General features: G+C 73.0%; 27 protein-coding genes and 1 pseudogene. 13 read left to right on the top strand and 15 right to left on the bottom strand.

All coding sequences use genetic code 11. From position 1 onward, the window contains the following. Positions 1–30 precede the first annotated feature (30 nt). Entirely contained in the window at positions 31–705 is a 675-nt protein-coding gene (locus tag ACFVHB_RS09020; protein ID WP_380317451.1) for a hypothetical protein, read from the top strand. A gap of 385 nt (positions 706–1,090) precedes the next feature. On the opposite strand, the gene ACFVHB_RS09015 is transcribed toward ACFVHB_RS09020, so the two are convergent. Both ACFVHB_RS09015 and ACFVHB_RS09010 read right to left on the bottom strand, forming a co-directional pair. Further along, on the bottom strand, positions 1,091–2,200 hold the full coding sequence (locus ACFVHB_RS09015; RefSeq protein ID WP_380317448.1) for a mechanosensitive ion channel family protein: 1,110 nt from the start codon (positions 2,198–2,200) through the stop codon (positions 1,091–1,093). 295 nt (positions 2,201–2,495) lie between these two features. Further along, positions 2,496–2,894, bottom strand: coding sequence for a VOC family protein (locus ACFVHB_RS09010; protein WP_380317445.1), 399 nt, complete (start codon positions 2,892–2,894; stop codon positions 2,496–2,498). 95 nt (positions 2,895–2,989) lie between these two features. On the opposite strand from ACFVHB_RS09010, the gene ACFVHB_RS09005 reads away from it, so the two are divergent. Continuing rightward, on the top strand, positions 2,990–3,979 hold the full coding sequence (locus ACFVHB_RS09005; protein WP_380317442.1) for a helix-turn-helix transcriptional regulator: 990 nt from the start codon (positions 2,990–2,992) through the stop codon (positions 3,977–3,979). Positions 3,980–4,527: 548 nt separating this feature from the next. Beyond that, on the top strand, positions 4,528–5,574 hold the full coding sequence (locus ACFVHB_RS09000) for a hypothetical protein (protein ID WP_380317439.1): 1,047 nt from the start codon (positions 4,528–4,530) through the stop codon (positions 5,572–5,574). On the opposite strand, the pseudogene ACFVHB_RS08995 reads toward ACFVHB_RS09000, so the two are convergent. Both ACFVHB_RS08995 and ACFVHB_RS08990 read right to left on the bottom strand, forming a co-directional pair. After that, positions 5,471–5,845: pseudogene (locus ACFVHB_RS08995) on the bottom strand (transposase); the annotation flags it as partial. The gene ACFVHB_RS09000 and the pseudogene ACFVHB_RS08995 overlap by 104 nt on opposite strands. 357 nt (positions 5,846–6,202) lie before the next feature. Further along, the gene (locus ACFVHB_RS08990; RefSeq protein WP_380317436.1) at positions 6,203–6,598 is read right to left on the bottom strand and encodes a hypothetical protein; all 396 of its coding nucleotides are present in this window, start codon (positions 6,596–6,598) and stop codon (positions 6,203–6,205) included. A gap of 151 nt (positions 6,599–6,749) precedes the next feature. On the opposite strand from ACFVHB_RS08990, the gene ACFVHB_RS08985 reads away from it, so the two are divergent. Continuing rightward, positions 6,750–7,748, top strand: a complete 999-nt coding sequence (locus ACFVHB_RS08985; RefSeq protein ID WP_380317434.1) for an ArsR/SmtB family transcription factor — start codon at positions 6,750–6,752, stop codon at positions 7,746–7,748. 194 nt (positions 7,749–7,942) lie between these two features. Continuing rightward, entirely contained in the window at positions 7,943–8,317 is a 375-nt protein-coding gene (locus ACFVHB_RS08980) for a hypothetical protein (RefSeq protein WP_380317431.1), read from the top strand. 349 nt (positions 8,318–8,666) lie between these two features. Here ACFVHB_RS08980 and ACFVHB_RS08975 read toward each other — a convergent pair whose 3' ends face one another. Continuing rightward, positions 8,667–9,047 carry a winged helix-turn-helix transcriptional regulator gene (locus ACFVHB_RS08975; protein ID WP_380317428.1) on the bottom strand — a complete coding sequence of 127 codons (381 nt, stop codon included), beginning with the start codon at positions 9,045–9,047 and terminating at the stop codon, positions 8,667–8,669. A 143-nt stretch (positions 9,048–9,190) separates the two neighbouring features. On the opposite strand from ACFVHB_RS08975, the gene ACFVHB_RS08970 reads away from it, so the two are divergent. Further along, positions 9,191–9,598, top strand: coding sequence for a RidA family protein (locus ACFVHB_RS08970; RefSeq protein ID WP_380317425.1), 408 nt, complete (start codon positions 9,191–9,193; stop codon positions 9,596–9,598). A 192-nt stretch (positions 9,599–9,790) separates the two neighbouring features. Here ACFVHB_RS08970 and ACFVHB_RS08965 read toward each other — a convergent pair whose 3' ends face one another. The 5 genes from ACFVHB_RS08965 to ACFVHB_RS08945 form a co-directional block, all read right to left on the bottom strand. After that, a complete protein-coding gene (locus ACFVHB_RS08965) occupies positions 9,791–9,994 on the bottom strand; it encodes a hypothetical protein (RefSeq protein WP_380317422.1) in 204 nt (67 codons plus the stop codon). A 136-nt stretch (positions 9,995–10,130) separates the two neighbouring features. Next, entirely contained in the window at positions 10,131–10,589 is a 459-nt protein-coding gene (locus tag ACFVHB_RS08960) for an SRPBCC family protein (protein ID WP_380317420.1), read from the bottom strand. Positions 10,590–10,764: 175 nt separating this feature from the next. After that, positions 10,765–10,941 carry a hypothetical protein gene (locus tag ACFVHB_RS08955; protein WP_380317413.1) on the bottom strand — a complete coding sequence of 59 codons (177 nt, stop codon included), beginning with the start codon at positions 10,939–10,941 and terminating at the stop codon, positions 10,765–10,767. A gap of 378 nt (positions 10,942–11,319) precedes the next feature. Beyond that, positions 11,320–11,991: a hypothetical protein gene (locus ACFVHB_RS08950; protein WP_380317410.1), complete on the bottom strand. Its 672-nt coding sequence runs from the start codon at positions 11,989–11,991 to the stop codon at positions 11,320–11,322. Between the two features lie 124 nt (positions 11,992–12,115). Further along, a complete protein-coding gene (locus ACFVHB_RS08945; protein WP_380317407.1) occupies positions 12,116–12,358 on the bottom strand; it encodes a hypothetical protein in 243 nt (80 codons plus the stop codon). Between the two features lie 204 nt (positions 12,359–12,562). Here ACFVHB_RS08945 and ACFVHB_RS08940 point away from each other — a divergent pair, with 204 nt between their 5' ends. Continuing rightward, positions 12,563–13,300, top strand: coding sequence for a hypothetical protein (locus tag ACFVHB_RS08940; RefSeq protein ID WP_380317404.1), 738 nt, complete (start codon positions 12,563–12,565; stop codon positions 13,298–13,300). Between the two features lie 247 nt (positions 13,301–13,547). Here ACFVHB_RS08940 and ACFVHB_RS08935 read toward each other — a convergent pair whose 3' ends face one another. After that, positions 13,548–14,021: a carboxymuconolactone decarboxylase family protein gene (locus ACFVHB_RS08935; protein ID WP_380317401.1), complete on the bottom strand. Its 474-nt coding sequence runs from the start codon at positions 14,019–14,021 to the stop codon at positions 13,548–13,550. Positions 14,022–14,316: 295 nt separating this feature from the next. Between ACFVHB_RS08935 and ACFVHB_RS08930 the strand changes: the two genes are divergently transcribed. Next, positions 14,317–15,045 carry an SDR family oxidoreductase gene (locus tag ACFVHB_RS08930; protein WP_380317398.1) on the top strand — a complete coding sequence of 243 codons (729 nt, stop codon included), beginning with the start codon at positions 14,317–14,319 and terminating at the stop codon, positions 15,043–15,045. 198 nt (positions 15,046–15,243) lie between these two features. Here ACFVHB_RS08930 and ACFVHB_RS08925 read toward each other — a convergent pair whose 3' ends face one another. From ACFVHB_RS08925 to ACFVHB_RS08915, 3 genes are all read right to left on the bottom strand, one after another. Then, positions 15,244–17,178 carry an SUKH-4 family immunity protein gene (locus tag ACFVHB_RS08925; RefSeq protein ID WP_380317395.1) on the bottom strand — a complete coding sequence of 645 codons (1,935 nt, stop codon included), beginning with the start codon at positions 17,176–17,178 and terminating at the stop codon, positions 15,244–15,246. Between the two features lie 262 nt (positions 17,179–17,440). Then, positions 17,441–17,932 carry a hypothetical protein gene (locus tag ACFVHB_RS08920; RefSeq protein ID WP_380317392.1) on the bottom strand — a complete coding sequence of 164 codons (492 nt, stop codon included), beginning with the start codon at positions 17,930–17,932 and terminating at the stop codon, positions 17,441–17,443. A 252-nt stretch (positions 17,933–18,184) separates the two neighbouring features. After that, positions 18,185–18,946, bottom strand: a complete 762-nt coding sequence (locus tag ACFVHB_RS08915) for an alpha/beta fold hydrolase (RefSeq protein WP_380317389.1) — start codon at positions 18,944–18,946, stop codon at positions 18,185–18,187. 104 nt (positions 18,947–19,050) lie between these two features. Here ACFVHB_RS08915 and ACFVHB_RS08910 point away from each other — a divergent pair, with 104 nt between their 5' ends. The 4 genes from ACFVHB_RS08910 (at position 19,051) to ACFVHB_RS08895 (ending at position 22,524) form a co-directional block, all read left to right on the top strand. Next, positions 19,051–19,878, top strand: a complete 828-nt coding sequence (locus ACFVHB_RS08910) for an AraC family transcriptional regulator (protein WP_380317386.1) — start codon at positions 19,051–19,053, stop codon at positions 19,876–19,878. 199 nt (positions 19,879–20,077) lie between these two features. Next, entirely contained in the window at positions 20,078–20,668 is a 591-nt protein-coding gene (locus ACFVHB_RS08905; protein WP_380317383.1) for a GNAT family N-acetyltransferase, read from the top strand. A 201-nt stretch (positions 20,669–20,869) separates the two neighbouring features. Next, positions 20,870–21,589, top strand: coding sequence for a hypothetical protein (locus ACFVHB_RS08900; protein WP_380317381.1), 720 nt, complete (start codon positions 20,870–20,872; stop codon positions 21,587–21,589). Between the two features lie 329 nt (positions 21,590–21,918). Continuing rightward, a complete protein-coding gene (locus ACFVHB_RS08895; protein ID WP_380317378.1) occupies positions 21,919–22,524 on the top strand; it encodes a hypothetical protein in 606 nt (201 codons plus the stop codon). A gap of 50 nt (positions 22,525–22,574) precedes the next feature. Here the strand turns inward: ACFVHB_RS08895 and ACFVHB_RS08890 are convergent, their stop codons facing one another. Next, entirely contained in the window at positions 22,575–23,036 is a 462-nt protein-coding gene (locus tag ACFVHB_RS08890) for a DUF1348 family protein (RefSeq protein WP_380317375.1), read from the bottom strand. 87 nt (positions 23,037–23,123) lie between these two features. Here ACFVHB_RS08890 and ACFVHB_RS08885 point away from each other — a divergent pair, with 87 nt between their 5' ends. Next, complete coding sequence (locus ACFVHB_RS08885) at positions 23,124–23,693, top strand: TetR/AcrR family transcriptional regulator (protein WP_380317373.1); 570 nt, start codon at positions 23,124–23,126, stop codon at positions 23,691–23,693. Positions 23,694–23,752 lie beyond the last annotated feature (59 nt).

Raw genomic sequence — 23,752 nt, 5'->3', positions numbered from 1 at the left:
CCGCTCGCCGCGGCCTTGTAGGCTCCCGGCATGGCACAATCCGGACAGCAGCACCCACTGGTGAGCGGGGATCACATACGCCAGGCCGTCGCCTGCTGCGTGGACGCCCTCGAAAGCGTTCCGGCGGCGCTGTGGCACGAACGGGCCGGCAGCCTGGAGTGGACGTGCTGGGAGACCGTCGAGCACATCGCGGACGATCTGCTCACCTACGCCCTGCGCTTCGGGCTCGCCCGACCCAGCGCCGTACCACGCGTCCCGCTGCGCGTCTCCGAAGACCGATCGGGTGGCCCGGCCAACGTGATCTTCGCTGACCAAGAGGCAGGCCCCCTGGGGCTGCTGACCGTCGTGCAGGCGTGCGGCGGGCTGCTCGCGGCCTCCGTGGACATCGCCGACGCGACCACTCTGGCCCCGCACGTATTCGGGGCCTCCGACTCCGAGGGCTTCGCCGCGATGGGTGTCGTGGAGGCCCTCGTCCACACCCACGACGTCGTCCAACGCGCGGACCGCGCCTGGGAGCCACCGGAGGACCTGTGCGAACGGGCCCTCGCACGACTGTTCCCCGACGTCCCCGTCATCGGCAGCGCCTGGTCAACACTTCTCTGGGCCACCGGGCGCATCGACACGCCCGATCGCCCACGCCGAAAGGAATGGCGCTGGCACGGGGCACCGCTTGCCGAGCGCCGACAGGCGCAGGGTCGGACGTAGACGGCGCGCCGAGGACCAGCGCCACCGGCTGCGGGCCTTCGCCGAACGCCCCCCACACCGGCGCCGAACGGACCACGGCGCAGCGGCCCGCACTCAGCGGTGGGAGCAGGCCGGGCCCGGACGGGTCGGGACGGGCATGCGAGCAGCGCCGGTGCTCCTTCCCCCCGGGCCGCTGGTGGTCCTGGTCGGCACGGTGGGCACCCGGGCGCGCTCGGCGGTGGCGGACCTGCAACCGGCCGCCGAGGAGACCCCAGCCGTCGCCGAGCTGCCGGCTGCCGTTCCGGCCCGGCCCGGTCTCCCCTGCGACCAGCACTTTGGCACCTGGGGGCCGTCTTCGAGCGCCCGGCAGGCGGGAGTTCGAAGACGGCCCCGGCCCCTGCGTCGGCTACCGCGGCTGGTCCGCCAGCGCCTCGGAAGGCGCTTCCCACTGGTGCGGAACCGGCGGGAGGGACGAGGGCGCGCCAGCCCCGTCCTGCTGGAGCGAGACCGTGCGCGTGGGCGCGGGGATCGAGATGCCCTCCGTCCGGTACCGCTGGTGCAGGCGCTTGATGAACTCGTGCTTGATCCGGTACTGGTCGCTGAACTCGCCGACACCCAGGATCACCGTGAAGTTGATCCTGGAGTCCGCGAAGGTGTGGAAGCGCACGACGGCCTCGTGGTCGGGCACGCCACCGCTGACCTCGGCCATCACGGTGTCGACGACGTCGAGGGTGACCTTCTCCACGTGCTCCAGGTCGCTGTCGTAGCCGACCCCGACCTGGACCAGGATCGACAGCTTCTGCTCGGGCTGGGAGTAGTTCGTCATGTTCGTCCGCGCCAGGCGGCCGTTGGGGATGATCACCAGGTTGTTCGACAGGTTGCGCACCACGCTGTTGCGCCAGTTGATGTCGACGACGTACCCCTCCTCCCCGCTGGTGAGCCGGATGTAGTCCCCCGGCTGGACCGTCTTCGAGGCGAGGATGTGCACACCCGCGAAGAGGTTGGCGAGGGTGTCCTGCAACGCCAGCGCGACCGCGAGACCGCCCACCCCGAGGGCGGTGACCAGCGGGGCGATGGACACCCCGAGGGTCTCCAGGGCCACGAGGACGCCCATCGACAGCACCACGACCCGGGTGATGTTGACGAAGATCGACGCGGACGCCGCGACGCCCGTCCGGGACGCGGCCACCGACTGCACCAGCCCGGCCACCACCCGGGCCGCGCTGAGCGTCGCGATGACGATGAGCACGGCCGTCAGCGACTGGTCGACCAGCCCCCCGGTCCGCGCGGTGAGCGGCAGGGCCGAAGCGGCCACCTCGGCCCCGGCGATCACGGCCGCCCAGGGGACGATGGTACGCAGCGCGTCGACGATGATGTCGTCCCCGCTCCACTTGGTCCTGCTCGCGTGCTTGCCCAGCCACTTCATCAGCGCCCGCAGCACCAGAGCGGCCACGCAGCCGCAGGCCAGGGCGATGCCGGCCACCACCCAGTCGTGCAGGACCAAGCCCCGGGTCACCGTCCCGCTCCCGCAGCGTGGAGGGCCAGGGAACGGGCCGCCGCCGGCCGCCGTACGTGCTGTGTCGTCACCTTGTCGCCTGTCAGATCGTATTGCTCGCAGCCGCACTGGAGCGCGGATGTTCGAATTCCGAATGGACTGCCAATCCTGCCCCATGGCCCGGCCACCGCCACAGCCGGACCCCGGCGAGCAGCCCGCCCGACCCCGACGGCCGGTGGGCTCCGACGGCCGGTGTGCCGGACCCGGTGACCCTTGCCGCCTGGACCGGCCCCCGCCCGGGGCGGCCGCGCTGTCGTCAGTGCGCGAACTTCGCGATGGCTGCCGGCGTGACAGGGGTGAAGAAGTTGACGAGGTTGCCGTCGGGGTCGCGAAGCAGGAGCGAGCGGTTGCCCCAGGGCATCGTGGTGGGCTCCGTCACGAAGTCGGCGACGACATCGGCGAGGTTGCGGTACACGCCGTCCACGTCGGCGACGAGGAACTCCATAATCACGGTGCGGTTGTCCGCCGGCCGGGCGGAGCCGGGTGCGAACAGGGCCACGGTACGGGTGCTGCCGATCGCGAGGGTCGCGCCGGCGGTCCGCAGTTCGGCGAAGTCCTCGGTGGACCAGTCCGCCCGCACGCCGGTGGCCCGCTCGTAGAAGCCGACGAGGCGCGCGACGTCGTCGGTGATGATCCGGGTCGAAACGAAGTCCATGGTGCTCTCCTCAGGTGGGCGGAAGACGTTGCACCCCGGACGCTAGAGCACATAGTGGACAGAATCGGTCCGGTATCAACGCTAGGCTCGTGGACATGGTTCGACCCACCGGCCGCGTGCTCACCCTCCTCGAACTCCTGCAGTCGGGCGGCATCAGAACGGTGGCCGAACTCGCCGACCGGCTCGGCGTCGACGGGCGCACCGTGCGGCGGTACGTGGACCACCTGGTCGACCTCGGCATCCCCGTCGAGGCGGTCCGTGGCCGCTACGGCGGGTACCGGCTCGCCCCCGGGTACCGACTGCCTCCGCTCATGCTCGACGAGGACGAGGCGCTCGCCGTGCTGCTCGGCCTCGTCGCCGGTCGCAGGACGGGGTTGCTGACGGCGACCGAGACCGCGGGCGAGACGGCGGCGGCCAAGATCCGCCGGGTGCTGCCCGAGCGTCTGGCCCGTCGGCTCGACGCCGTCCTGGAATCCCTCGCCTTCACGGCCGCGCCCGGCGAACTGGCCACCCCGGAGGCGGGGGTCCTGCTCGCCATCGCCGATGCGGTACGCCATCGCCGCCCGGTCTCGATCAGGTACACCACCCGGGACGGCCGACGCAGCGAACGCACGCTGCACCCGTACGGGATCGTCACCCATGCGGGCCGGTGGTACGTCACGGGCACCGATCCCGGGATCGGCCAGGACCGGACGTTCCGGCTCGACCGCATCGCGGACGCGAGGACGCTGCCGGGCTCGTTCGAGCCGCCCGCCGGACTCGATCCGGCGCAGCGCGTCCTGTCGGGGCTCGCCAAGGCCGCGTACCGGCACGAAGTGACCCTGCGGATCCACGGGACGGTCGAACAGATCCGTGCCCGGCTGCCCGCCAGCATCGCGAGCGTGGAGGAGCCCGCGCCCGCGGAAGGCGCGGATCCGCACGCCGAGCGTTGGCTCCACGTCGAACTGAGAGCAGAGCGGCTCGACTGGTTGCCTCCCGTCCTCGCCTCGCTCGACCGGCCGTTCGTCATCGAGCGACCGGCCGAACTCCGAGGCCTCGTCAGCGCGCTCGCCGACCGGCTCGCAGCCTCTGCCCGCCAAACCTGACGTCGCCCTCCACCGCGAGCATTCCCACTGCGGATTCCCGAGCCACTCGGCCACCCGACCGCACGCGTCGGCCGGCCGCCCGGGACATCAGGGACGGACCAGCAGCTGTCCTCGCACGCGCGGGAGGGGACGGTCCGCCATGGACCCCGCCGGCAGTCGGCGGACAGGTCCGCGACGGCCCGCTGCCGGTTGGTGAGGGCGGTGGGATCCCTTGCCTTGGTGACCATCAGGGCCACCGGCGGGGAATCCGGCGCGGCTGTGCCCCGGGACGGGCCCGGCGCCGCCAGGGCGCCGGGCGGTCGGCCGGCTCCTCGTCCGGGCGGGCCGGGCCGGTGTCGCGGACCTTGACGGAATGCGGCGTTGCGGCCGATGCCGGTGCCTGTGCCGATGCCGATGACGGTGACGATGCCGATGCCGATGCCGATGCCGATGACGGTGACGGTCACGGGGGACGCCGAAGGCTGAGTGGCCGTCGGTGTCCGAGCCACCGGACGCTCCGGTCCCCTTCGCCGGGTCGGTGTGTCCGAGCGGGCGGGCATACTGGCGCCGTGCCGATCGCCGAGGAACCCCATCAGCCCCCTTCCCGTGAGCCGGAGCCGATAGCGCCGGGCCGGGCAACACCCGACCCGTTCGAAGGACTCGTCCTGGACGAGCGGTTCGTCAAGGACGCCGCCGTCAAGGAGCCGACCGCCCGAACCCGGATGCTCGCCGCGCGGTGGCGTCAGGAGCCGCCGGTGGACCCGGGAGGCCGCCGCTGGGCACCCGGGGCGGCCCCCGGCGCGGCCCGCTCACGTCGGCCCCGGCCCGGACGCCGGCGCACCGTGCTGATCGCGGTCACCGCTTTCGCGGCGCTGCTGGCCGTCGCGGTCGCGGCGGACCCGGCCGGTCTGCTGAACAGGGACAGTCCGGCGGCGCGCAACCCGCGGGCCGTTCCCGCATCGCCCCGGCCGACCGTGGACGTCGCGCTGCCCGGCGGCGGGGTCTCCGACGCCACCAGGTGCGGCACCAAGGGCTTCCACCACTTCGAACCAGCGCCCGCGTCCTTCACCTTCGCCACCGGACCACAGCCGGACATCCCCCTGCCAGGACCGCAACTCGTGCTCGGCTCCTACGGGTTCTCACGGATCTCGGCGAAAGACCCCGGGCACTTCACCATCGGCCTGCACCTCGGTCCGGGCGCCGGCGACCGCACGCTGGACCTGTCCGCGCCACTCGGCCCGCAGGGCGTGGCGGTGGAGATCGAGGGCCCGGACGGCCTGGTCGGCGGGGCCCACGGTCTCCCGCTCACGCGCGACGACGACGCCCCGGCCGACGACACCCCGGCCGACGCGGGCGGCACCGTCCGTGTCGGACCCGAGAACGGCGCGTCCGTACAGGTGACCCTCCCCGTCGAGGCCCTGTGCCCGGGCTTCGACGGCTTCGCCGTCCAGCAACGCCTGACGGCGCCGACCGACTCGCACAACACCATCAGCGGCCAGCCGCCCTACCGGCTCACGGTCTCCATCTCCGATCCGGCGATCGGCGCTCTGCGGCGCCAGGTGGGCTCGACGGTGCCGGGCGACGTACTGGCAACTGACAACCGGGTGCCCTTCTGACCACGGCCACCCAGCCGGCCGGGCCGTCGACGGGGGCGAGACGGCCGTCGGCCTGGTCGACGCGTCCGGGGAGGGTGTGTGGGATGCCGCGTCGGCGCAGGTAGGCGCGGATCTTGCGGGAGCTGTAGCCCTTGTCGGCGATGAGGTGATCGGGCCGGGTGCGCGAGCGCCCCGGCCCGACCCGTGGGACCCGGATCGTCTCCAGGACGGCTTCGAGGCGGATGCAGTCGTTGGTGTCGCCGCCGGTCAGGAGGAAGCCGAGCGGGCGGCCTCGTCCGTCGCATTGCCGGGCGTGCCGGTACGGTCATCGGCTCTGTCCCGTCATCGGCTGGACGCACCCCTGGCCCTGCGCGAACTGCCCGACGGGCAGTAGGTTCTTCCTGTCCACGGGGGAGACCATGCCGTCCCGGGTTACCCGGGATTCGAGCGGCGGTCCACGGCCAGGGAGAACAGACAACCATGGCGGAATGGGTTCCCGACCGTGCGGCGCGTAGGCGCGGCGGCCCCCGGCGCGCGGGGAAGCGGCGGCAGCACGGCCGCGCCAGGGCGCGGCAGGCCGGGGCCGAGGACGGCGGGGTGGCCCCGCACCCGGGAACAGGGTGCGGGGCCACCGCGCGGGCGCCGGCTGTCAGCAGTGGGGAACGCCGGGCACGGCGTGGAACGTTGCGGCGCCGTCGACGAACGGCGCGAACGTCCAGGACGACCCGACCCCGGTGACCTGGCCGTACTGGTAGACGAAGGTCGTGTGGTACCAGACGTTGCCGGCGTCGCCGACGTAGTCGCCGGCCACCCAGCAGTCCGCCCAGACGTAGTCTCCGTTGGAGAGGAGCGTGTTGGTCGGGTGGTTCTGCGTGGCGTCGCCGAAGACACGCGCGTGGTAGCTGGTGTTCAGCTGGATCCACTGGGGGGCGGAGCCGTGGTTGTTCGGGTTGGGGTCGGCGGCCGCCTGCGACGTCATGCCGAGGGCGAGTGCCCCGGTCAGGGCGAGTACGGCGGCGGCCACCTTCGGCCTGATGCTGATCATCCTCACTGTCTCCTCCGTTTACCGTAGTTGACGATCCGTTGGACACCTACGGTGCCGGGTGGCGTGCCCGCCCCTCGAGTGATTCGATGAGGTTCGAACACCCATTGGCGCCGGCTGCTCGGCCGGCCGGCGGCTCGCCCCGGGGGGTGCCATGCTCAGCCTCGACATGGACCGCGCCGCGCTCGCGAACACCCGGTTCGCGATCTCGCCGCTCGCCACAACGGCCGGCGCGCTCTGGCTCCTGCGCGACAAGGTGCGTGTGGGCGGCGGCGGTTGGCGGTGGCGGGTGCAGGACGCGGTGCGGGAGCGGAAGCTGGTCCTGCTGGGCGCGCTGTTCAGCGGTGCGTGGGACTACGTGCCGGACTTCCTCACCCCGCAGCCGCCGGCCCCGGAGACCGCGGTGCAGGAGGAACTGCACGCCGTGGCCAGCACCGACTCCGCCCGCCTGTGCTGGGAGCTGCAGGTCATGGCTCAGGGCGTGGTCGAGGAGCGTCTGGTCGGCCGGGCGGTCCCGGTGGTCCTTCGCGAGGCCCTGGAGCGGGGCGAGCGGGACTTCGCCGAGCGGGTGGCGGCGGAGATGTACCGGCTGTGGGAGTCGGCCATAGCCCCGCAGTGGATGGCCCTGCGCACCCGCATGGAGGAGGACATCGCCCACCGGGCGCAGACCATCGCCTGGCACGGCCTGTCCGGGATGCTGGCCACCCTGCACCCCCGGGTGCTGTGGAGCGACGACCAACTGAGCCTGGTCAGCCGCTTCCGGGGCCGGGTCCCCGGCAGCACCGGTCTGGTCCTGACGCCCTCGGTGTTCGCCACCGACTTGCGCATGGTCATCGACTCGGTCCCGGCGGCACCCGCCGGGCGGGAGCCCATGTTCAGCTACCCCTCCCGGCCCGGGCCTGACACCGGCTCCGGGGCGACGGTCCACGCCCTGCTCGGGGTCACCCGGGCACGCCTGCTGTCGGACCTCCACACCGCCCGCACCACCACGGAGTTGGGCGAGCGGCACTTCCTGGCCTCCAGCACGGTCTCCTACCACCTCGGCATCCTGCACCGCACCGGGCTGATCACCCGTACCCGGACCGGGCCACACGTCCTGTACCAGCAGACCCCTCGCGCCGCGGACCTGCTGGGCGGCCCGAGCCCCCGCTGATGCCGTGGCCGACAGCGACAGGGCAGCGGCGATGGGGACCGCCCGGTCACGGCCCGGGCGGCGCAGGCGGTCTCCTCCACCGACCCACTCGACCACACCTGCGCGCGACCCCTCAGTCGGGACGGATCAGATACCCGGTCACCCGCCGGACCGGACGGCGGGCCGACCCTCGACGCCGCCCTTATTCTTCCCGCATGACGAGCCCCCAGCACGATCCCCAACGGGACGAGGCCATGGCCCGCAGCGCCATCGACGCATACCTCACCAACCGCACGCGGTACTGGGAGCGGGCCGCTCAACAGACGAAGGCGGCCGACGCCCAGGCCGCCCACCGCGCCGCGCGCAACCGGCTCACCCGCTGGAAGAACGACGGAGTCCTCGACGACTGGGTCGCGAGCGCCGTCGTCGAGGCCGCCGAACAGGACGCCGCCCGCATCGGCCGCGAGACCGCCGCCGCCAGGACCGGTCCAGCCCTGCACGCAACCGCCGTCCGCCACACGGAGGCAATCCGGCGCTGGCTCCGCGCCCAAGGCCACACGCTCACCGACAACACCCCAGGGACGACGTAGCCGCACACACCCGACGCCCCGGGGCTTCTCAACAATCCGCACACTCCAGCCCACCAGCAAGATCAACCAGCAATCCACCCCTCCGCCCGCCGCGACCGGCCTCGTGGCGCCCGCCCCGGAGTCCTGGGCCGTCCGGGTGGGCCTGCCGACCGTGCACGACCGCGTCGTGGTCGGCGCAGATGAGCGCGACACGTGTCCGGGACGGGCGGCGCGGGTCCCCCGTGTGGTGCCCGCACTCGGCCGCGCCGCCGTCCACACGCCTGCCCCGACCTGGCGCTCCGCTGCCTCCCGTGCGCACTCACCTACGGTCCGCCGCCCCCCCGGAAGCAGCACGAGCGGGCTCCACGCGTCAGCTGTCGAAGCGGTGGCGGGACTCCTCGATCTGACCGAGGTACCGGTGGGTCCAGTCACACAGTCCGTCGATCGTCACCCGCAGGGCCCGGCCCGGCTCGGTCAGGGTGTAGTCGACCCGTGGCGGGACGACAGGGTGCACCGTCCGCTCGACCAGGCCGTTGCGCTCCAGCATGCGCAGGTTCTGGGTGAGCATCTTGTGGCTGATGCCCTCGATCGCGTTCCGCAGCTCGCCGAAACGCCGGGTGTGCTCCCCCAGGGCCTCGATGATCAGGAGCGCCCACTTGTTGGCGATGTCGGAGAAGATCTCCCGCGCCAGAGAATCCGCGCGCCTCAGATCCGCTTCGTCGGGCGCGCCCCTGAACTGCTTGGTCACCACGAGGTTCCCCAGTCACTGAAAAGTGCGTTCTTCCACGTCAACGGCAACTCTCCTACGGTTCCTCAGTAACCACAAGAGAGCGAACACATCGGGGCTCGACGGAAGCGAGCTCACGGACGTTCCTAGCGATGGAGGCAAGCAGCATGGCCGTCACCCTCGTCAACCCCGGCGGACTGCCGGAAACCGCCGCCTACCGGCAGCTGTCGGTCGCGACCGGGTCGAAGCTGGTCTTCCTCGCAGGACAGGTCGCGTGGGATGCCGAAGGGGTCACGGTCGGCGAAGGTGACCTCGCCGCTCAGGTCGAGCAGTGCTACCTCAACATCGGCACCGCCCTGGCCGAGGTCGGTGCCTCCTTCGACGACGTGGCGAAACTGACCGTCTACGTCGTCGACTGGACCCCCGACAAGATGCCCCTGCTCATGGAGGGCCTCGGTCGGGCAGCCGCGAAGCTGGGGGTCACCCCGGTCCCGCCGGCCACGCTGCTGGGCGTCGCGGCACTGGACGTGCCCGAGCATCTCGTCGAGGTCGAAGCCACCGCCGTCCTCGCTTGAACGGACGCTGCGCCCCGAGGCCGCACGGGCCCGGCCGTCCAACGCGGCACCGGAGCCGGCACGACGGGCGGCGAGATACCCGCGGAGCCGGACCGGAAGCCCACGGAACCGGGCGACGGCGCCCGGGAGCAGGCCGACCGCGGGCAGGACCGGGCGAGCGAGGTCCGGGACGGCCCCGCGGGAGCGCCGGGGTCAGCTCTCCGGGGCGAGCCGGGTGTCGAGGCGAGCCGGGTCCAGTGGTGGCATGGCGAGCAGGGCTCTGGCGCGACGCTCCGGGAGGGTCAGGATGAACGTCCGGGCTGTGGCGTCGCGCAGTTCGTCGTAGGCGACCGGGACGAGGACGTCGACGGCCCGCACGGAAGGGGCCCGGTCGGCCGCCCAGTCACCGACCGGCACCGGCTCACACCCCTTCGCAGCCGCCCGCCTCGGGCCGAACACCGTTCGCCGTGTACGGTACGGCCGGCCGGTCGCACGGCCCCCGGGTGAAACCCCCGCGGGGCTGTGCAGCCGGTCCGTGCCGCGAGCTCGGTGGTCACCCGCCTCCGTCGGTCCGGTGCCGGGCCTCGATGGCCTTGCCGGTGTTGGCGAAGGCCTTCGAGAGATGGCGCTTGCCGACGGTGCCGACGACCGCGCCGAGCACGCGTCCCTTGAAGTTCTTGCCCTCGCGGACCACGACGGCGTCCACCTCTGTCGTCCCGTCGGCCTTCGGTGTGAACGTGTACGTGTGGCCCGATCTGCCGCCCCACACGTTGGAGTCGGTGGTCGTCATGACGACGCGGTGGGGATCGGACCAGTCGTAGTGCAGCCGTTCCCAGATTCCCGCCGAGCCCTCGGTGACATCGGCCTCGTGGGGCCCCCGGTCGTGCACCTTGAGGTACTTGTCGGCACTGTTGCCGAAGAGCTCCGAGCGCCCGGGCCCGAAGTCGGTGAGCCCGGCGACGAACTCCTCGGGCGTAGCGGCGATCGTCTGGTGCAGGTGAATCGTGGACATGAGCGCTCCTAGCCGTGAGCAGGGCCGCTCCGAGCGTCTCTCCGCGCCGTGCCGCCTGCAACCGTTCGACACACGCCGGACGTCGGACGCCGCAGACACCACCGGCCCCCGCGCAGGCCGGCAGCCGGCGTTCGACGTGGGCGGGCGCTCGGTCGGCGTCGTCGTCGGGCAGGGGTCAGTCGCGTATCGCGGTGATCCGGCCGGTGAGGACGCGGCGGGTGGAGCGGATGGGGTAGCCGGTGTCGGTCACCACGCCGAAGTCCGCCCCTTCCTCGCCGACGACCGTCCGGCTCGGGGAGACGTCGACGTCGACGCCGGGTGTGATCGGGTCGGCGCCCCACGGCAGGTCCACGGTCGCATCCACCGCCGGCGAGTGCGGGGAGAAATGCAACTGGAGGGTTGCTCCGAGTACCGTTTCGGCGTGCAGCGTGACCCGCAGCCGGGTGTGCGGCCGGATCGTGCCCGGGGTGCGGAGGACTTGGCCGGCCGAGACCCACACGCGGGTGACGCCGGGGACCGGTACGGCGATGGTCGCGCCGGCCCGGGCCTCGGTCCGCGGCTTGTGGAACGCGAGCGCCCTGACCGTGAGGCGACGTGTGGGCAGCAGGCCGACGACCTCCAGCTCGTCCCGATGTTCGCCGGAGTCCTCCCCGCCGCCCGGCTGCGCACCCGGCGACGGACCTCGCCGAGCAGGCCGGCCTCCCGGCCGTCGAGCTCGTCGCCGTCGGGATCAGGCCCGCTCGTAGTGCGCGAGGTACCCCGCGAGTTCGTCGTCCATGCTCTCCCCGCCGTAGCCGTTCAGCGCGCACCACAGGCGGTTCTCCACCCAGAAGCGGTACGCGAACTCCTCGAACGAGGAAGCGCATTGGGCGATGGCCCCGAACCAGTCCACCGGCACACCCGGTTCGTCCCACGCGGGCGCATCCGCGAGGTCCAGCGGGGAGGCCACCACGAAGGCCTCACCGGTGGGGCGCAGATAGAGGTACCAGTGCACGCAGTCCTGCTGGTCGCGCAGGAAGCGGACCAGGAAGGCACCGGGCTCCACCGGGCTCGGCATCGGCGAGGAGACGTCCGTCCAGCAGGCCGTGGCCGACACCGCGTCCAGGGCCCGGTGGCTGTCGGCGCCGGTCTGGAAAGCGACGAAGTCGGCGGGCAGCACGATCCCGGCGCCCGCCAGCTCGGCGGCAACGGCGTCGAGGTGCCCGGCGAGCTCCGGCACCACCGGGCCCGTACCGCCGAGCCACCCGAACCCGCCGTCGAAACGGGCCGGGTCCAGCGGCGGCAGCGCCTCGGGGTCGTACCACTCGTACGTGCCACGACACGGGCGGTGCGGACCGAGGTCGGTGGCGCACCAGAGGGACTGGAAAACGGGGTGGTAGGTCGGCTCGGCGGCGGCGGTCACGGTACTCCTCGGTGCGGGCTGCTGTGGCACCCCCATCCTGCCGACCGGGACTGACAATCCGCCGCGCCCACCGCCACCACTCGATGTGGGCAGGAGCCCTCGGACGTGTCGGCAGGTCAGGGGCTCAGGGGGCGGGGTAGGTGACCCTGCAGTAACGCCCGAGCAGGCTCCGGAAGTCGTAGGTGAGCGGCACGGTGGTGGTCGCGCCGATGGTGAGCGGGGCGTCCTCCCGGCGCGCGGAGACATCAGGATCGCCGTCGGCCAGGGCAGATGCTCTCCCCAGGCGCGAAGCTGGCTGGACCACCGGGCGTTCGTCGCCCAGGACGGCGCCACCGTGGCGGAGGTAGAGGGTGGGCCTGCGGGTCACGGGTAGGGGGTCCTCTGTGGACTTGGGGGCTGTCCGGCGGATCGTCACCGGCCACACCGCACGGGCCCGTGCCTCGCCGGGTGGTCGTCGCTTCCGTGCTCCGCGTGGCTCCCTTCTCCACCGGGCGACAGACGCACGCAGCGGAGACAGCAGCCAGGCGGGTCTCACAAGGTCCCCGGGAACGGGGCCCGTTACCCTGGGGCGATGCTGCTTCCCGGTGTTCCGCGCATCCGCCGGCGGGTCGGCGTTCGGCCGGCGATCGACACGCCGTTCGGCCCGCTGACCTTCACGACGACCCTTGGGTACACGGGCCTTCCGCTGCTGCCCGACGAGCTGTTCGAGCTGCCGGGCGGCCGCACGGTCGCCCGCTGGGTCCATCCCGCGGCCCGCGTCGAGTTGCTCCTGACCCCGCACGATCCCGAGCTCGACCCCGAGGAATGGGGGCCGCTGACCGGCTGCCAGGCGGCGGTCTGGCGAATAGACGCTCTTGCGCCGCTCGGCCGGGTGCAGTTCTCGGCGGGGCTGCCGTTGCCGCTCCCGGAGGACGCCGATGCGGGGTGGGACGGGGGGCAGGGACTGTGCGCGATCACGGTGGACGACGAGAGGACCCGGCTCACCGTCGGCGGCCACGACGAGGAGGCGATCTGCTGGGCGGCCGACAAGGGCGAGGCACCCCGGCGGTGGGCGGCACTGATCGACGAGGTGCACGACCATTCGTTCAGCAGCTGGGGCGTTGACTGCGTGGGTTCCCACGCCATCTCCTGGACGCTGCCCTCGTTGGAGGCCGGCGACCACTGCGAGCTCCCGGTGATGGCGGCCTGGGCCCCGGTCACGGACGAGAGCGCCAACACTTGGTACGCCGTCACGGCATCTCCCACGGTGCTGCTGGGCCAGGTCGCTGCCGAGCCGGCAAAGCGGTCCGACGCTCCGGAAGCGGGCTGATCACGGTTCGAGCCGGAGCGCCTTGGCGCCGCCCCGCGGGTTGGCCCGGCGGCGCGGAGACTGCCGTGCCCCCGGTCCGGAGTGCGGACCGGGGGCGGGAGGAGGTGAACCGCTTCACCGGGCAGTCGGTGGACGCGGTCCTCCCGAGCGGGAGGACCGCAGCCGCGGCAGTTGACCTGCGCGGCTCGAATGCCGTCCAAGCCGACCGGTTCCGGGGCGGAGCCGTCGCCTCAGACGGCGCTCCCGGTCATCCGAACTGGCCGGGCTGGTAGTCGCCCGCGGGCATCTGGAGCATGACGTTCCCGCGGTTGAAGGCGTTGATGACGGTGATGACCCCCACCAGGGCGGCGAGCTGGTCCTCGTCGTAGTGCTTGGCGGCGTTCGCCCAGACCGCGTCCGGGACGCCGCCGGCCGCATCGGCGATGCGCGTGGCCTCCTCCGCCAGCTCCAGCGCCGCGCGCTCGGCCTCGGTGAACACCGTGGCCTCCCGCCAAGCCGCGACCAGGTTGAGGCGTTCCGCGGACTCCCCGGCGTGCACGGCGTCCTTGAAGTGCATGTCGGTGCAGAAGCCGCAGCCGTTGATCTGGCTGGCGCGGAGCTTCACCAGCTCCTGCGTGGAGGCCGGCAAGGTCGAGCCCTCAAGTACCTTGCCCGCGGCGATGATGTGCTTGAAGACCTTGCCCAGGACCGGGTTGGTGAAGGGGTTCAGGCGTGCTTCCACGATGCTCTCCAATGCCGTTGTCCGACGGTTGCACATCTATGACACGGCAGCTCACCGGGTTGTGACACGGACGGCCCGTGACGTGCGTCACCCCGGTGTGCTTTCGAACCTGTGCCGGTCCTGCCGTGATGCCCTCCGCTCCGAGCGGCGCCCCCGACCTGCGCGTTCTCGCGCCTGTCCGTCGGACGTGCCCGGTGGACCTCCCCGGCCGCGCCCGGGCCAAGGCGGAAGTCGGTGCTTCCGGCATCACGGCTAGGCTGACGGTGATCAAGACTGGGCAGGGGGAGGGGCACGGATGGATCTCGCCGGGAGGACCGTGGTGGTCACCGGGGCCGGGCGCGGGTTCGGAAGGGCGGTTGCCTTGCAGGCGGGCCGCTTGGGTGCGCGCGTGTTCGTGTCTGCCCGCACCGTGGCTGGTGCTCGGAGGGTGGCCGACGAAGCGGCGGCCGACAGCGGTGCGGAAGTTGACGCGTTCGCCTGTGACCTGGCTGATCCGGCCACCGTGCGGGCCTTCGCGGAAGGGGTTGCCGCCCACACCGACCGGGTGGACGTCCTGATCAACAATGGTGCCCGTTACTTGCAGGGCCCGGACCTGTGGGACGCGGAGGACGACGCGATCACCGACACCATCGCCTCCGGAGCCACCGGCACCCTGCTGGCGGTCAAGCACTTCCTGCCCCTGTTGCGGGCTTCCGCGGGAGCGGATGTGGTCAACCTGGTCTCCTCGGCCGCAGAGGCCCAGAACCACCGCTCCCTGGCGCATCCCGCGTTCTACGCGGCGAAGGCCGCCCAGGCCGGCTTCGCGGACGTCCTCTCTCATCGGCTCCGCCCCGAAGGCATCCGGGTCATCTCGCTCTACCCGCCGGATTTCACGGACGGCGATCCGCTCCACCCCACCTGGGAGCACGCCCCCCGAACCGCGAACGACGCGCTGACCGCCCGATCCGTGCTCGACTGCGTCCTCTTCGCGATCGGCCAACCGCGCGACTGCTTCATCCGCTCCTTCCACTTCGAGCAGGTGTAGGCACCGGAGAGGGACGGCGGTGGCCTGACGGCCCCCCGGGGCGGGGCCGCAGCGGACGCGGGCGGACGCCGGCGGGCCGGCGCGCCCGCCGCCGGGGGTACTCGCGGCCGGGGGTACTCGCGGCCGGGTGCCCTCCCCGGGTCGGCAGCGGCTCCTGACGGCCCGACGCACCCGCAGCGGCCTCGCGCAACGGGCCGGTCAGCCGTAGAGGGTGTACATGCTCCCGTCCTCGACGGCCTGGAACCACCACCAGTCCCGCCCCTGCCGCGCCGCCGTCCCCGGGTCGATCCGGGTCAGCGCCGTACGGACGAAGGCCTCGAACGCGGCCCGCTGCTCGAACTGCCGGGTCGCCGAGACGGCCAACGCCCAGCGGGTCAGCGCCTGGCAGGCCGCGAAGGCCGCCACCGAGCGGTTGACCGGCTCCGGCTCGCCCTCCCACTGCACCACCGCGCCGGTGGCGTGCTCCACGCACAGCGGGGTGCTCTCGTCCGCCGAGACCGCGATCACGGTGTACCCGTCGCCCCCGCCCTCCTCCTCGGCGAACTCCCCGTCCTCGTACTCCTCCAGGGTCACCGGGGACTCCAGGCACCCGGCCGTCGCCTGCCAGAACACCGGGAACCCGGGCAGACCGGTCCCGCACAGCGCCCGCAGCACCCGCGGGCGCTCGCCGGCCGCGCCGAGCCGCTCCCGGTCGGCCCGCACCACCCCGCCCGCGAAGTACGGGTGGAGCTGCTCGGCCGTCAGTTCCTCGGCGTCCGCCCACCAGCCCGGCTCCGGCAGCAGCGCCGGGTCGGTCCGCCACCCGGCCCGGTCCCGCTCCGCAACGGGCCACGAAAGAGGCCCCTCGACAGGCCACGCAAGAGGCCCCGCGACAGGCCCCGCCGCCGTGGGACCGAGGTGGACCAGGGCGGCGCCGCTGTGCCCCGCGAGCAGCACCCGGCCGCCCGGGAGCGGGTGCGCCCACGCACCCGGGCCCCTGCCGCAGAGCGGGTACCCGCGCGTGTCCTCCCCGGCGGCCCGGGCCACGATCAGCCCGTTCTCGACGTCCACCTCCGGGGTGTCCGCGCCGACCGGACGCACATCCGCCGACGGCGGCGCGCTCCGTGGCCCGCCGACCTGCTCGCCGTCGTCCACGGCGTACCAGCGGTACCGCCCGTCGTACTCCGAGCGCAGGCAGACCTCGCCGCCGGACGCCGCCCCCGTCACACCGGGACGCCAGCCCGCCACGTCCACCGGCCCCGTCCAGCCGGGGCCGAACTCTCGCGGGTCGTAGACCCCGACCGGCCGCCAGCGCGCCCACGCGGCCCGCCACGGAAGCGGCAGGCCGAGCCCGTCCACCGCCGCGACCAGGTCGTGGTCGCCCCAGGCCTGGGCCGCGAACCGCAGCCGGGCGACCCGCTCGGCAATCCCCCGCCCCGGCTCCGCACCGAACCCCCGCACCGCCTCGACCACCGCGCCGCGGCGCCGGCGCGCGGGCGGGTCCGAGGTCTCCCCGGCCGCCGCCGCGGCCTCGGCCAGCGCCTGAGGATCCCCCAGCACGACGGCGGCCGCGTCGGCCAGCCACGTGTCCAGCACTCCGCCGGCCAGGGCGTGCCCGGCGCCGTACCGCAGGGCGTACGCCTGCGCCGCGCGGAGCGTCCGACCGGCCGCCACCGCCGCCACGTCCACGTCCCTGTCCACGTCCACGCCCGCGTCCACGTCCGCCGGCACGCACGCCAGGAGCACTTCGGTGATGCTCCGCTGCACCCCGGCCAGGTCCGCGCCCAGGGCCCGCCCGGCCACCTGCGCCAGCGCGGCGTCCGCCAGCCGGGCACCGCCCGCCTCCCGGGCCACCAGCGGTGCGATCGCGTCCTCGGCCGCGGCGAACTCCTGCGCACCGGCCATTCCGCCGCACACCACGGCGGCGGCCCGCAACCTCAGCTCGTCGGGCATGCCCGCGGGGCCCTCGGCCAGCACCAGCGGTGCCAGCAGCCGACGGACCCGATCCCCGTCCGGCCCGAACGACGCCAGCACCCGCTCCCACGCCCCGGCCAAGCTCCCCGACGGGTCCGCCGTAGCCCCTGGGCGGCGCCGCTCCAGCAATGCGGCCAGTTCCCCGGCCGCCACCCGCGCCGACATCCACTTCCCCGCCAACTCCACTCCCCCGTCTCCACCACGCGACCGACTCGCCCGCTCGACCCTTCGACCGGCCGACCCCCGAATTCTGCACATCACCACAGGTGCGAGGCACCACACGGCGCAGCACCAAGCCGCACGCGGCACGGGCCGCCGGACGGCAGCGCGGACAGCGGGCTCTGCCTCGAAGCCGGCCACAGGGTGGGGTGCGGTGGGCTGGTTCTGCGCTGGTTCTGCGCTGCGGCGATGAGGAGCACGGGACCACCCCCAGGTCGGGCCGTCAGTCCCCGGCCCACAGGTGCAGGATGGTCGCCCACTCGTCGGAGACCAGCAGGAGTTGCCGCGTCCACAAGGCGCCCAGGCCCTCGAAGATCACGGCGACCTCGGCGGCGGTCCGGACCGGGCCGAGGTGCGACTCGATCAGGTCGGCGATGCCGTCCGCGAGTTCGCCGGCCCGCCTGATCCGCTCGGGCGTGCGGTCGATGGTCCGGTACCAGGGCATCAGCCCGCCCCCGGTGGCGTCCCGGCGCAGCACCTCCCGCCAGCTTCGGGCCGGCTCCACCACGGAGAGGACCGAGAGGAAGCGGTCCTTCCGGCATCCCGCGTCGAGCACCGCCTGGGCGAGCTTCGCGAGGTCGTCCCGCCCGGATGCCGCCACCCCGACCACCGGATACAGGTCCACGACCACCCCGTGGTTGAGGTCGTCGAGCAGGTCTCCGAGCGGCTCGGCCGCGGCCTCGACCGCCGCAGGAGCATCCAACGGGTTCAGCACCGGCCAGGCCCTTTCTCTCACAGCCGCCGAGCAGTCGGACCTCGCTGGCACGATCTCTGCCGTCGGCGGCTTCTCTGCCCATTCCAGCGCATCAGATGATCGCGCGAGGCCCGGCACCCTGGTGAACGGGCCGTGGCCGACCGGGTCGACGAAACTCGCGAGGGTCAGCGCCCGTTGTGCACCGGAGCGAGGACCGGAGGTCACCGGTCGTCCTGCCCCCTGGTGCCCGTGTCGCCCGGTCGGCAGGGCACGTCACGCCCCCGGCTGGACCGTCCGGCCCGGTACGAGGGCGGCGTAGTCACCAGGTCCGCCGCGTCCGGCAGGTCCGCCGGGGCCGTCTGCCTCGTCGAGCAGGAGCGCGGCGACCGCCCGCGGGGCCTCGCGCATCGCGTTGTGGGCGGTCGGCAGGTCGTGGACGGTCCATCCCGGGTCGGCCAGCAGCCGGGTGCGCTGGCCGGCGAACGGCGTGCGGTCCTCCCATCCCGCGCAGTAGACGAACTCGCGGCGGGGGACGTCGGCGTGAGCACCCGTGAGGTGGACGGCCTGCAGGAGGGCGGCGAGCGGATGGGGGCGGCGGCGCGGGTCGCCGTCCGGCCGCCACGGGGGCTGGACGGCGTAGCCGGTGGTGGCGGCGCCGGCGACGAACGACTGCCGGTAGCCCTCGTTCATGATCGACCAGCACGACTCGCCGTCGCGCGGCACGCAGGCGTCCAGGTACACCAGGCGGCGGACCCGGCCGCCGGCGCGGTCTGCGGCGGCGGTGATCACCATGCCGCCGTAGCTGTGGCCGACCAGCGTCACGTCGTCGAGCCGGGCGCGCTCCAGCAGGCGCAGCACGTCGTCGGCGTGGGTGTCGAGGTTGGCGGAGGCGATCGTGGCGGGGTCGTCGTGGGGGCGCAGACCGGTCAGGGTCAGGGGGTGGACGGTGTGGCCGGCCCGTTCCAGCAGCGGGACCACCGCCTCGAACGCCCAGGAGCCGTGCCAACCACCGGGTACGAGAACGAACGTCGCCATGGGACTTCCCCCTTTTTCGTCGGCCGTGGCACCGGGAGCCACCGCTCATGACGGAAAGTCTCATCGGCCCGCGTGATGGCGTGCTACCGATAGGATGCCAACCGATGCCCGTTCGCCGCCAAGCCCGCCCGGACGCCGCCGCCACGTCGCTGACGTGGCCCTCCGGCGGGCGTCACCTGTGGCCCTCGGGCGGCAGCAGCGAGACCCGGGCGCACGCGCGCGGGCACCTGGTCTACGCGGCCAAGGGTGTTTTGGTGCTGCACACCGAGAGCGGGACGTCGATCGTCCCGGCCAACCGGGTCGCCTGGACGCCCGCCGGGTTCCCGCACCGCCACCGCGCCCACGGGGACACGGACATGCGGATCGTGTTCCTGCCGCCGTCCCTGGCCCGGCTGGTGCCGGAGCGTCCGGCGGTGTTCTGCGTCTCCGGCCTGGCGCGGGAGGTCCTGCTCGCCCTGACCGGCCCACGCGGCGACGGCTCGGGCAGCGCGGGCGACGGGGGCGACGGGGCCGGGGCGGTGCCCGGTTACGGCCGCGCCGCGCGTGAACGCCTGCTGCGGGTCCTGGTCGAGGAGCTGCGTGAGGCCGACGAGCGGCCGTTGCACCTGCCGCACCCGCGCGACGACCGGCTGCGGGCGATCGAGCGGATCTTGTCCCGGACTCCCGCCGACTCCACCACGCTGGCCGGGCTCGGCCGGCAGGTCGGGGCCAGTGCCCGCACCCTGAGCCGGCTGTTGCGCGACGAACTCGGCATGACGTTCTACGAGTGGCGCACGCAGTTGCGGGTGCACCACGCGCTCGTGCTCCTGGCCGAGGGCCACGACACCACGCACACCGCCCACGCCTGCGGCTGGGCCAACCCCAGCGGCTTCATCGCGGCCTTCACCGACCTCGTCGGCACGACCCCGGGCCGGTACCGGACCGGCGCGTAACGCGGGCACGGCTCCTTGACGACTCCGGGAGCCCGTCAGGCGCGGCGTGGTCGGCCCTGTCGACGGCCGACCGGTCCGCGTCGGGGTGGCTTCTCCACCACGCGGTCCGTCATCGCGCCGAGCGTGCGGGCGAGGTTCTCGTCCGGTACGGCGGGAGTTCGGTCAGTAACGTGTTGACAGGGGCGGGCGGCCAGCAGTCATGATCGTTCTCATGCATCCCGAGATTTCCTTCGTCGAGAAGCCGACGCTCACCGGCGAGCGCGTGGTTCTGCGTCCGGTCCGCACGGCCGACGCGCTCGCCGCGTCGGCGGCCGATCCGGAAGCGGATCGGCTGACCGGCACCCATGGCACGTTCAGCCTCGAAACGCTGGAACGCTGGTACGGCTCCCGTGCCGAGCACCCCGACCGGCTGGACCTGGCCGTGGTGGAGCGAACCGCCGGCGTGTGCGTCGGCGAGGTCGTCCTGTCGGGCCTCGACGTCCACAACCGCTCCTGCTCGTTCCGCATCAGCCTGTTCGAGCGCCGTTTCTTCGGCCAGGGGTTGGGCACCGAGGCGAGCCGGCTGATCCTCGGCCACGCCTTCGACACCGTCGGCCTGCACCGGATCGAGTTGGAGGTCTTCGCCTTCAACCCCCGGGCCCGCCACGTCTACGAGAAGATCGGATTCGTCCACGAGGGGACCCGACGCGACGCGCTGTGCTGGAACGGCGAATGGATCGACGGGCACACGATGGCCATCCTCGCCGAGGAATGGGGCGCGCATCGCGGCCACCCGCACCCGGCGCGGTGACTCCCGGTATACGAAGACGAGCTGCGCCCGTTGAGGAAGACGGTCCGTTCGAGCTGACTCCGGTAGCGCCTCGGTCGAAGTCCCGTCCGGCGGCGGTGGACCAGCGGTTTCGGACGTTCGACCCGCCCCGGGCGGCCCTGTCCGGGCCAGGGACTCGGATGCTGACGATCAGCCAGAAAGCCCAGGTGATCGTATGGTTTGATGGCCGCTGCCGGTCTTCGAGGCGAAGAGCGAAACGGAGGCACCGCGATGGACGTGGACCTATGGAAGCGACGAGGACGCGATCTCGCGTTGGCAGGGACGGTCGCCGGGCTCGCCCTGGGGATGGGCGCGTGCAGCTCCGGCGACGGCGGGCTGCCGTTCCGGGCCGCGGTGGTGCTGTCACAGCCGGACCAGGTGGTGGACGCGCTGCCGAGCCCGTCCTCGCTCCCCCCGGGGTGGCGCCAAGCCCCCGGTGCGAAGCCGCCGAAGGTCATCGAACATGCCGATGTTTCCAGAGACTGCCAGAAGAAGCTGTCCATCGGCTGTTCCGGCATCCAGCTGGGCGGCACCGCCCGGTACGAGCTGGCATCGAACACCGACAACGACATCAGGTTCACCCTGCTGACCTTCGACACCGCTGAGCACGCGGGCCCCGCCTTCGAGGCAGTGGTGACATCGATGGAGAAGGACGACGCCAAGGCGCGCCGGATCAGCCTGAAGGTGGCCGCCGAGCAGTCGCAGGGCTTCGAGAGGCCCGCCGACTCGAGTGACTCGGCAGGTGGGGCCCTCGCCTCGGCCATGGTGCTGCGGGTCGGTGCCGTGGTGGCCCTGATCGAGCTCGACGAGGACGAGCGCGACCACAAGACGCTGCAGCAGTTCACCGCACTCCAGGCCGAACGGATCAAGAAGGTCCAGCAAGGGATGAACCCGGACGCCTGACCCCGGCGGGCCGAGACGGCCGGCGGGACCGCGGGCCGCGGCGTGAGCGGCGCGAGGGGTCCCCGCGGAACCTGCCCTGGGAACCACCCTTCCCCAGGATGCGACGCTCTGCGGCGAGCCCGCGCCAGGTCGGCGCTCCCTCGTCCTCGCCGTGCGGTCCAGGTCAGAAGCCGAGGTACCGCTCGAGCGGTACGGGGTTCGTCGACCGGTCGGCGACCGGCCGCGGCCGGACGGGAACGGCGGCACGCCGCGGAACGCGGGCTACTCAGCCGCTGGTTGAGTACCTGCGCCCATGTGGCGCACGCCCGCCGTTCCCTAGCGTGACCTGCATGAACACGGACCAGACCCCCACCACCGCGCCGGACGGGCCACGCTCGCGAGGGTTCAACTGCTGTGCGATCGCGGCGATCGTCCTCCTCGTCCTGTTCGGCCTGGGAGGCATGGCGCTGACCGAGTTCGAGAAGGGCATCGACGGGTACGGGCAGTTGGAGGGCGGTCTCGCCGGAAGCGTCGCCGAGCCGCTCGGCGCCGGGACGACGGCGCGGTACGAGGACGGACTGAAGATCACCGTCAGCCGGCCGAAGCAGGAGCCCGACGGCTCCTACGGCTTCACGGTCACCTATGACAACGGCACCGACGAGGAGGTCCGCCCGGGCGGGGCGGGGCCGGGCAGCAGCGTCGGCACGACCGGCTCCGCCCCGCTCGTCGTCCGCGCGGGCAAGTCCCTCGACGACCACACCACCGTCCCGGCCCTGACCTGGCTGAACCCGGACGCCTGCGCAGCCGCTCTCGCGCCGCCGCTCGGGAAGGGCCGCAAGCTCAGCGTGCCCGTGCGGGTCAGGCCCGGCACGACGGGGAGCCCGATCACCGTGCAGGTCGCCCCGAAGTCCGCCGGCTTCCGCGAGACCGCGTACTGGCAGTTCGACCTGGGCTGACCGACCGCCGCGTCCCGGCCGGTCCGGGGCCGACCCGGAAGCGCCCCGGCCTAACGGAGCGGGATGTCCACCCCGCGTTCGTCCGCGGGCCGGGGGCCGAGGATGCGGCGCTCGGCCTCGGTGATGGCGACGTCGTTGATGCTCGCCTCGCGGCGCCGCATGAGGCCGTGCCCGTCGAACTCCCACAGCTCGTTGCCGTAGCTGCGCCACCACTGGCCGTCCGCGTCGTGCCACTCGTACTGGAAGCGGACGGCGATCCGGTTCCCGTCGAAGCTCCAGAGGCTCTTGCGCAGCGCGTAGTCCTGTTCGCGCTCCCACTTGCGGGTCAGGAACGCGACGATCTCCTCGCGGCCGCTGACGAACGCGTCCCGGTTCCGCCACTGCGAGTCCGGCGTGTAGGCGAGGGCGACCCGCTGGGGATCGCGGGTGTTCCAGGCGTCCTCGGCGGCCTGCACCTTCTGCAGGGCGGTCTCGTGCGTGAAGGGGGGATAGGGCGGACGGGCTTCGGTCATGACGGCCTCCTCATGTTGAGAACGTACGTTCTCCATCGCTGGCGCCTACGATAGGAAACGACCGTTCTCAACGTCAAGGAGTCCCGCATGCCGGCCCCGATCACCGAGGAGCAGACCCGCCTGGACCGCGAGGCACTGCTCGACGCCGCGGAGCGGCTCTACTACGAGAAGGGCATCCAGGCGGTCGGCATGGACGAGGTCCGCACCGCCTCCGGCCTGCCACTGAAGCGCATCTACCGGCTCTACGCCGCGAAGGAGGACCTCGTCGTGGCCGTGCTCAGGCGCCGCGACGAGCGGTGGCGCGGACAGTTGGCCGCCCACGTCGAGCAGGTCGGCGATCCGCGTGAGCGGGTGCTCGCGGTCTTCGACTGGCTCGCCGGGTGGTTCGCGGAGCCCGGCTTCCGCGGCTGCGCCTGGATCAACGCGTTCGGCGAACTCGCCCCGACCTCCGAGGCCGTGCTGGCCGAAGTCCGGTCGCACAAGCAGGCGTTCCACGACCAGATCGCGCTCTGGGTCCACGCCACCGGACTGCCAGTGGTCGAACCGGTCCACCTGCTCGCCGAGGGGGCCATCGTGACGGCCGCCATCACCGGCGACCCGGCCCCGGCGGCCCACGCGCGCGCGGCCACCGCGACCCTCCTCACGGCCACCCCCTGACCCCGGGCCGCCCTCGGCGGCGCCCGAAGTGGCCTGGCGAGCCGGGCCCACCCGCACCT

The sequence above is a fragment of the Kitasatospora sp. NPDC127111 genome, from assembly GCF_042677465.1.
Lineage (GTDB): Bacteria > Actinomycetota > Actinomycetes > Streptomycetales > Streptomycetaceae > Kitasatospora.
Note: the sequence above shows the minus strand (reverse complement) of the source record. Positions and strands in the feature narration are given on the sequence as shown.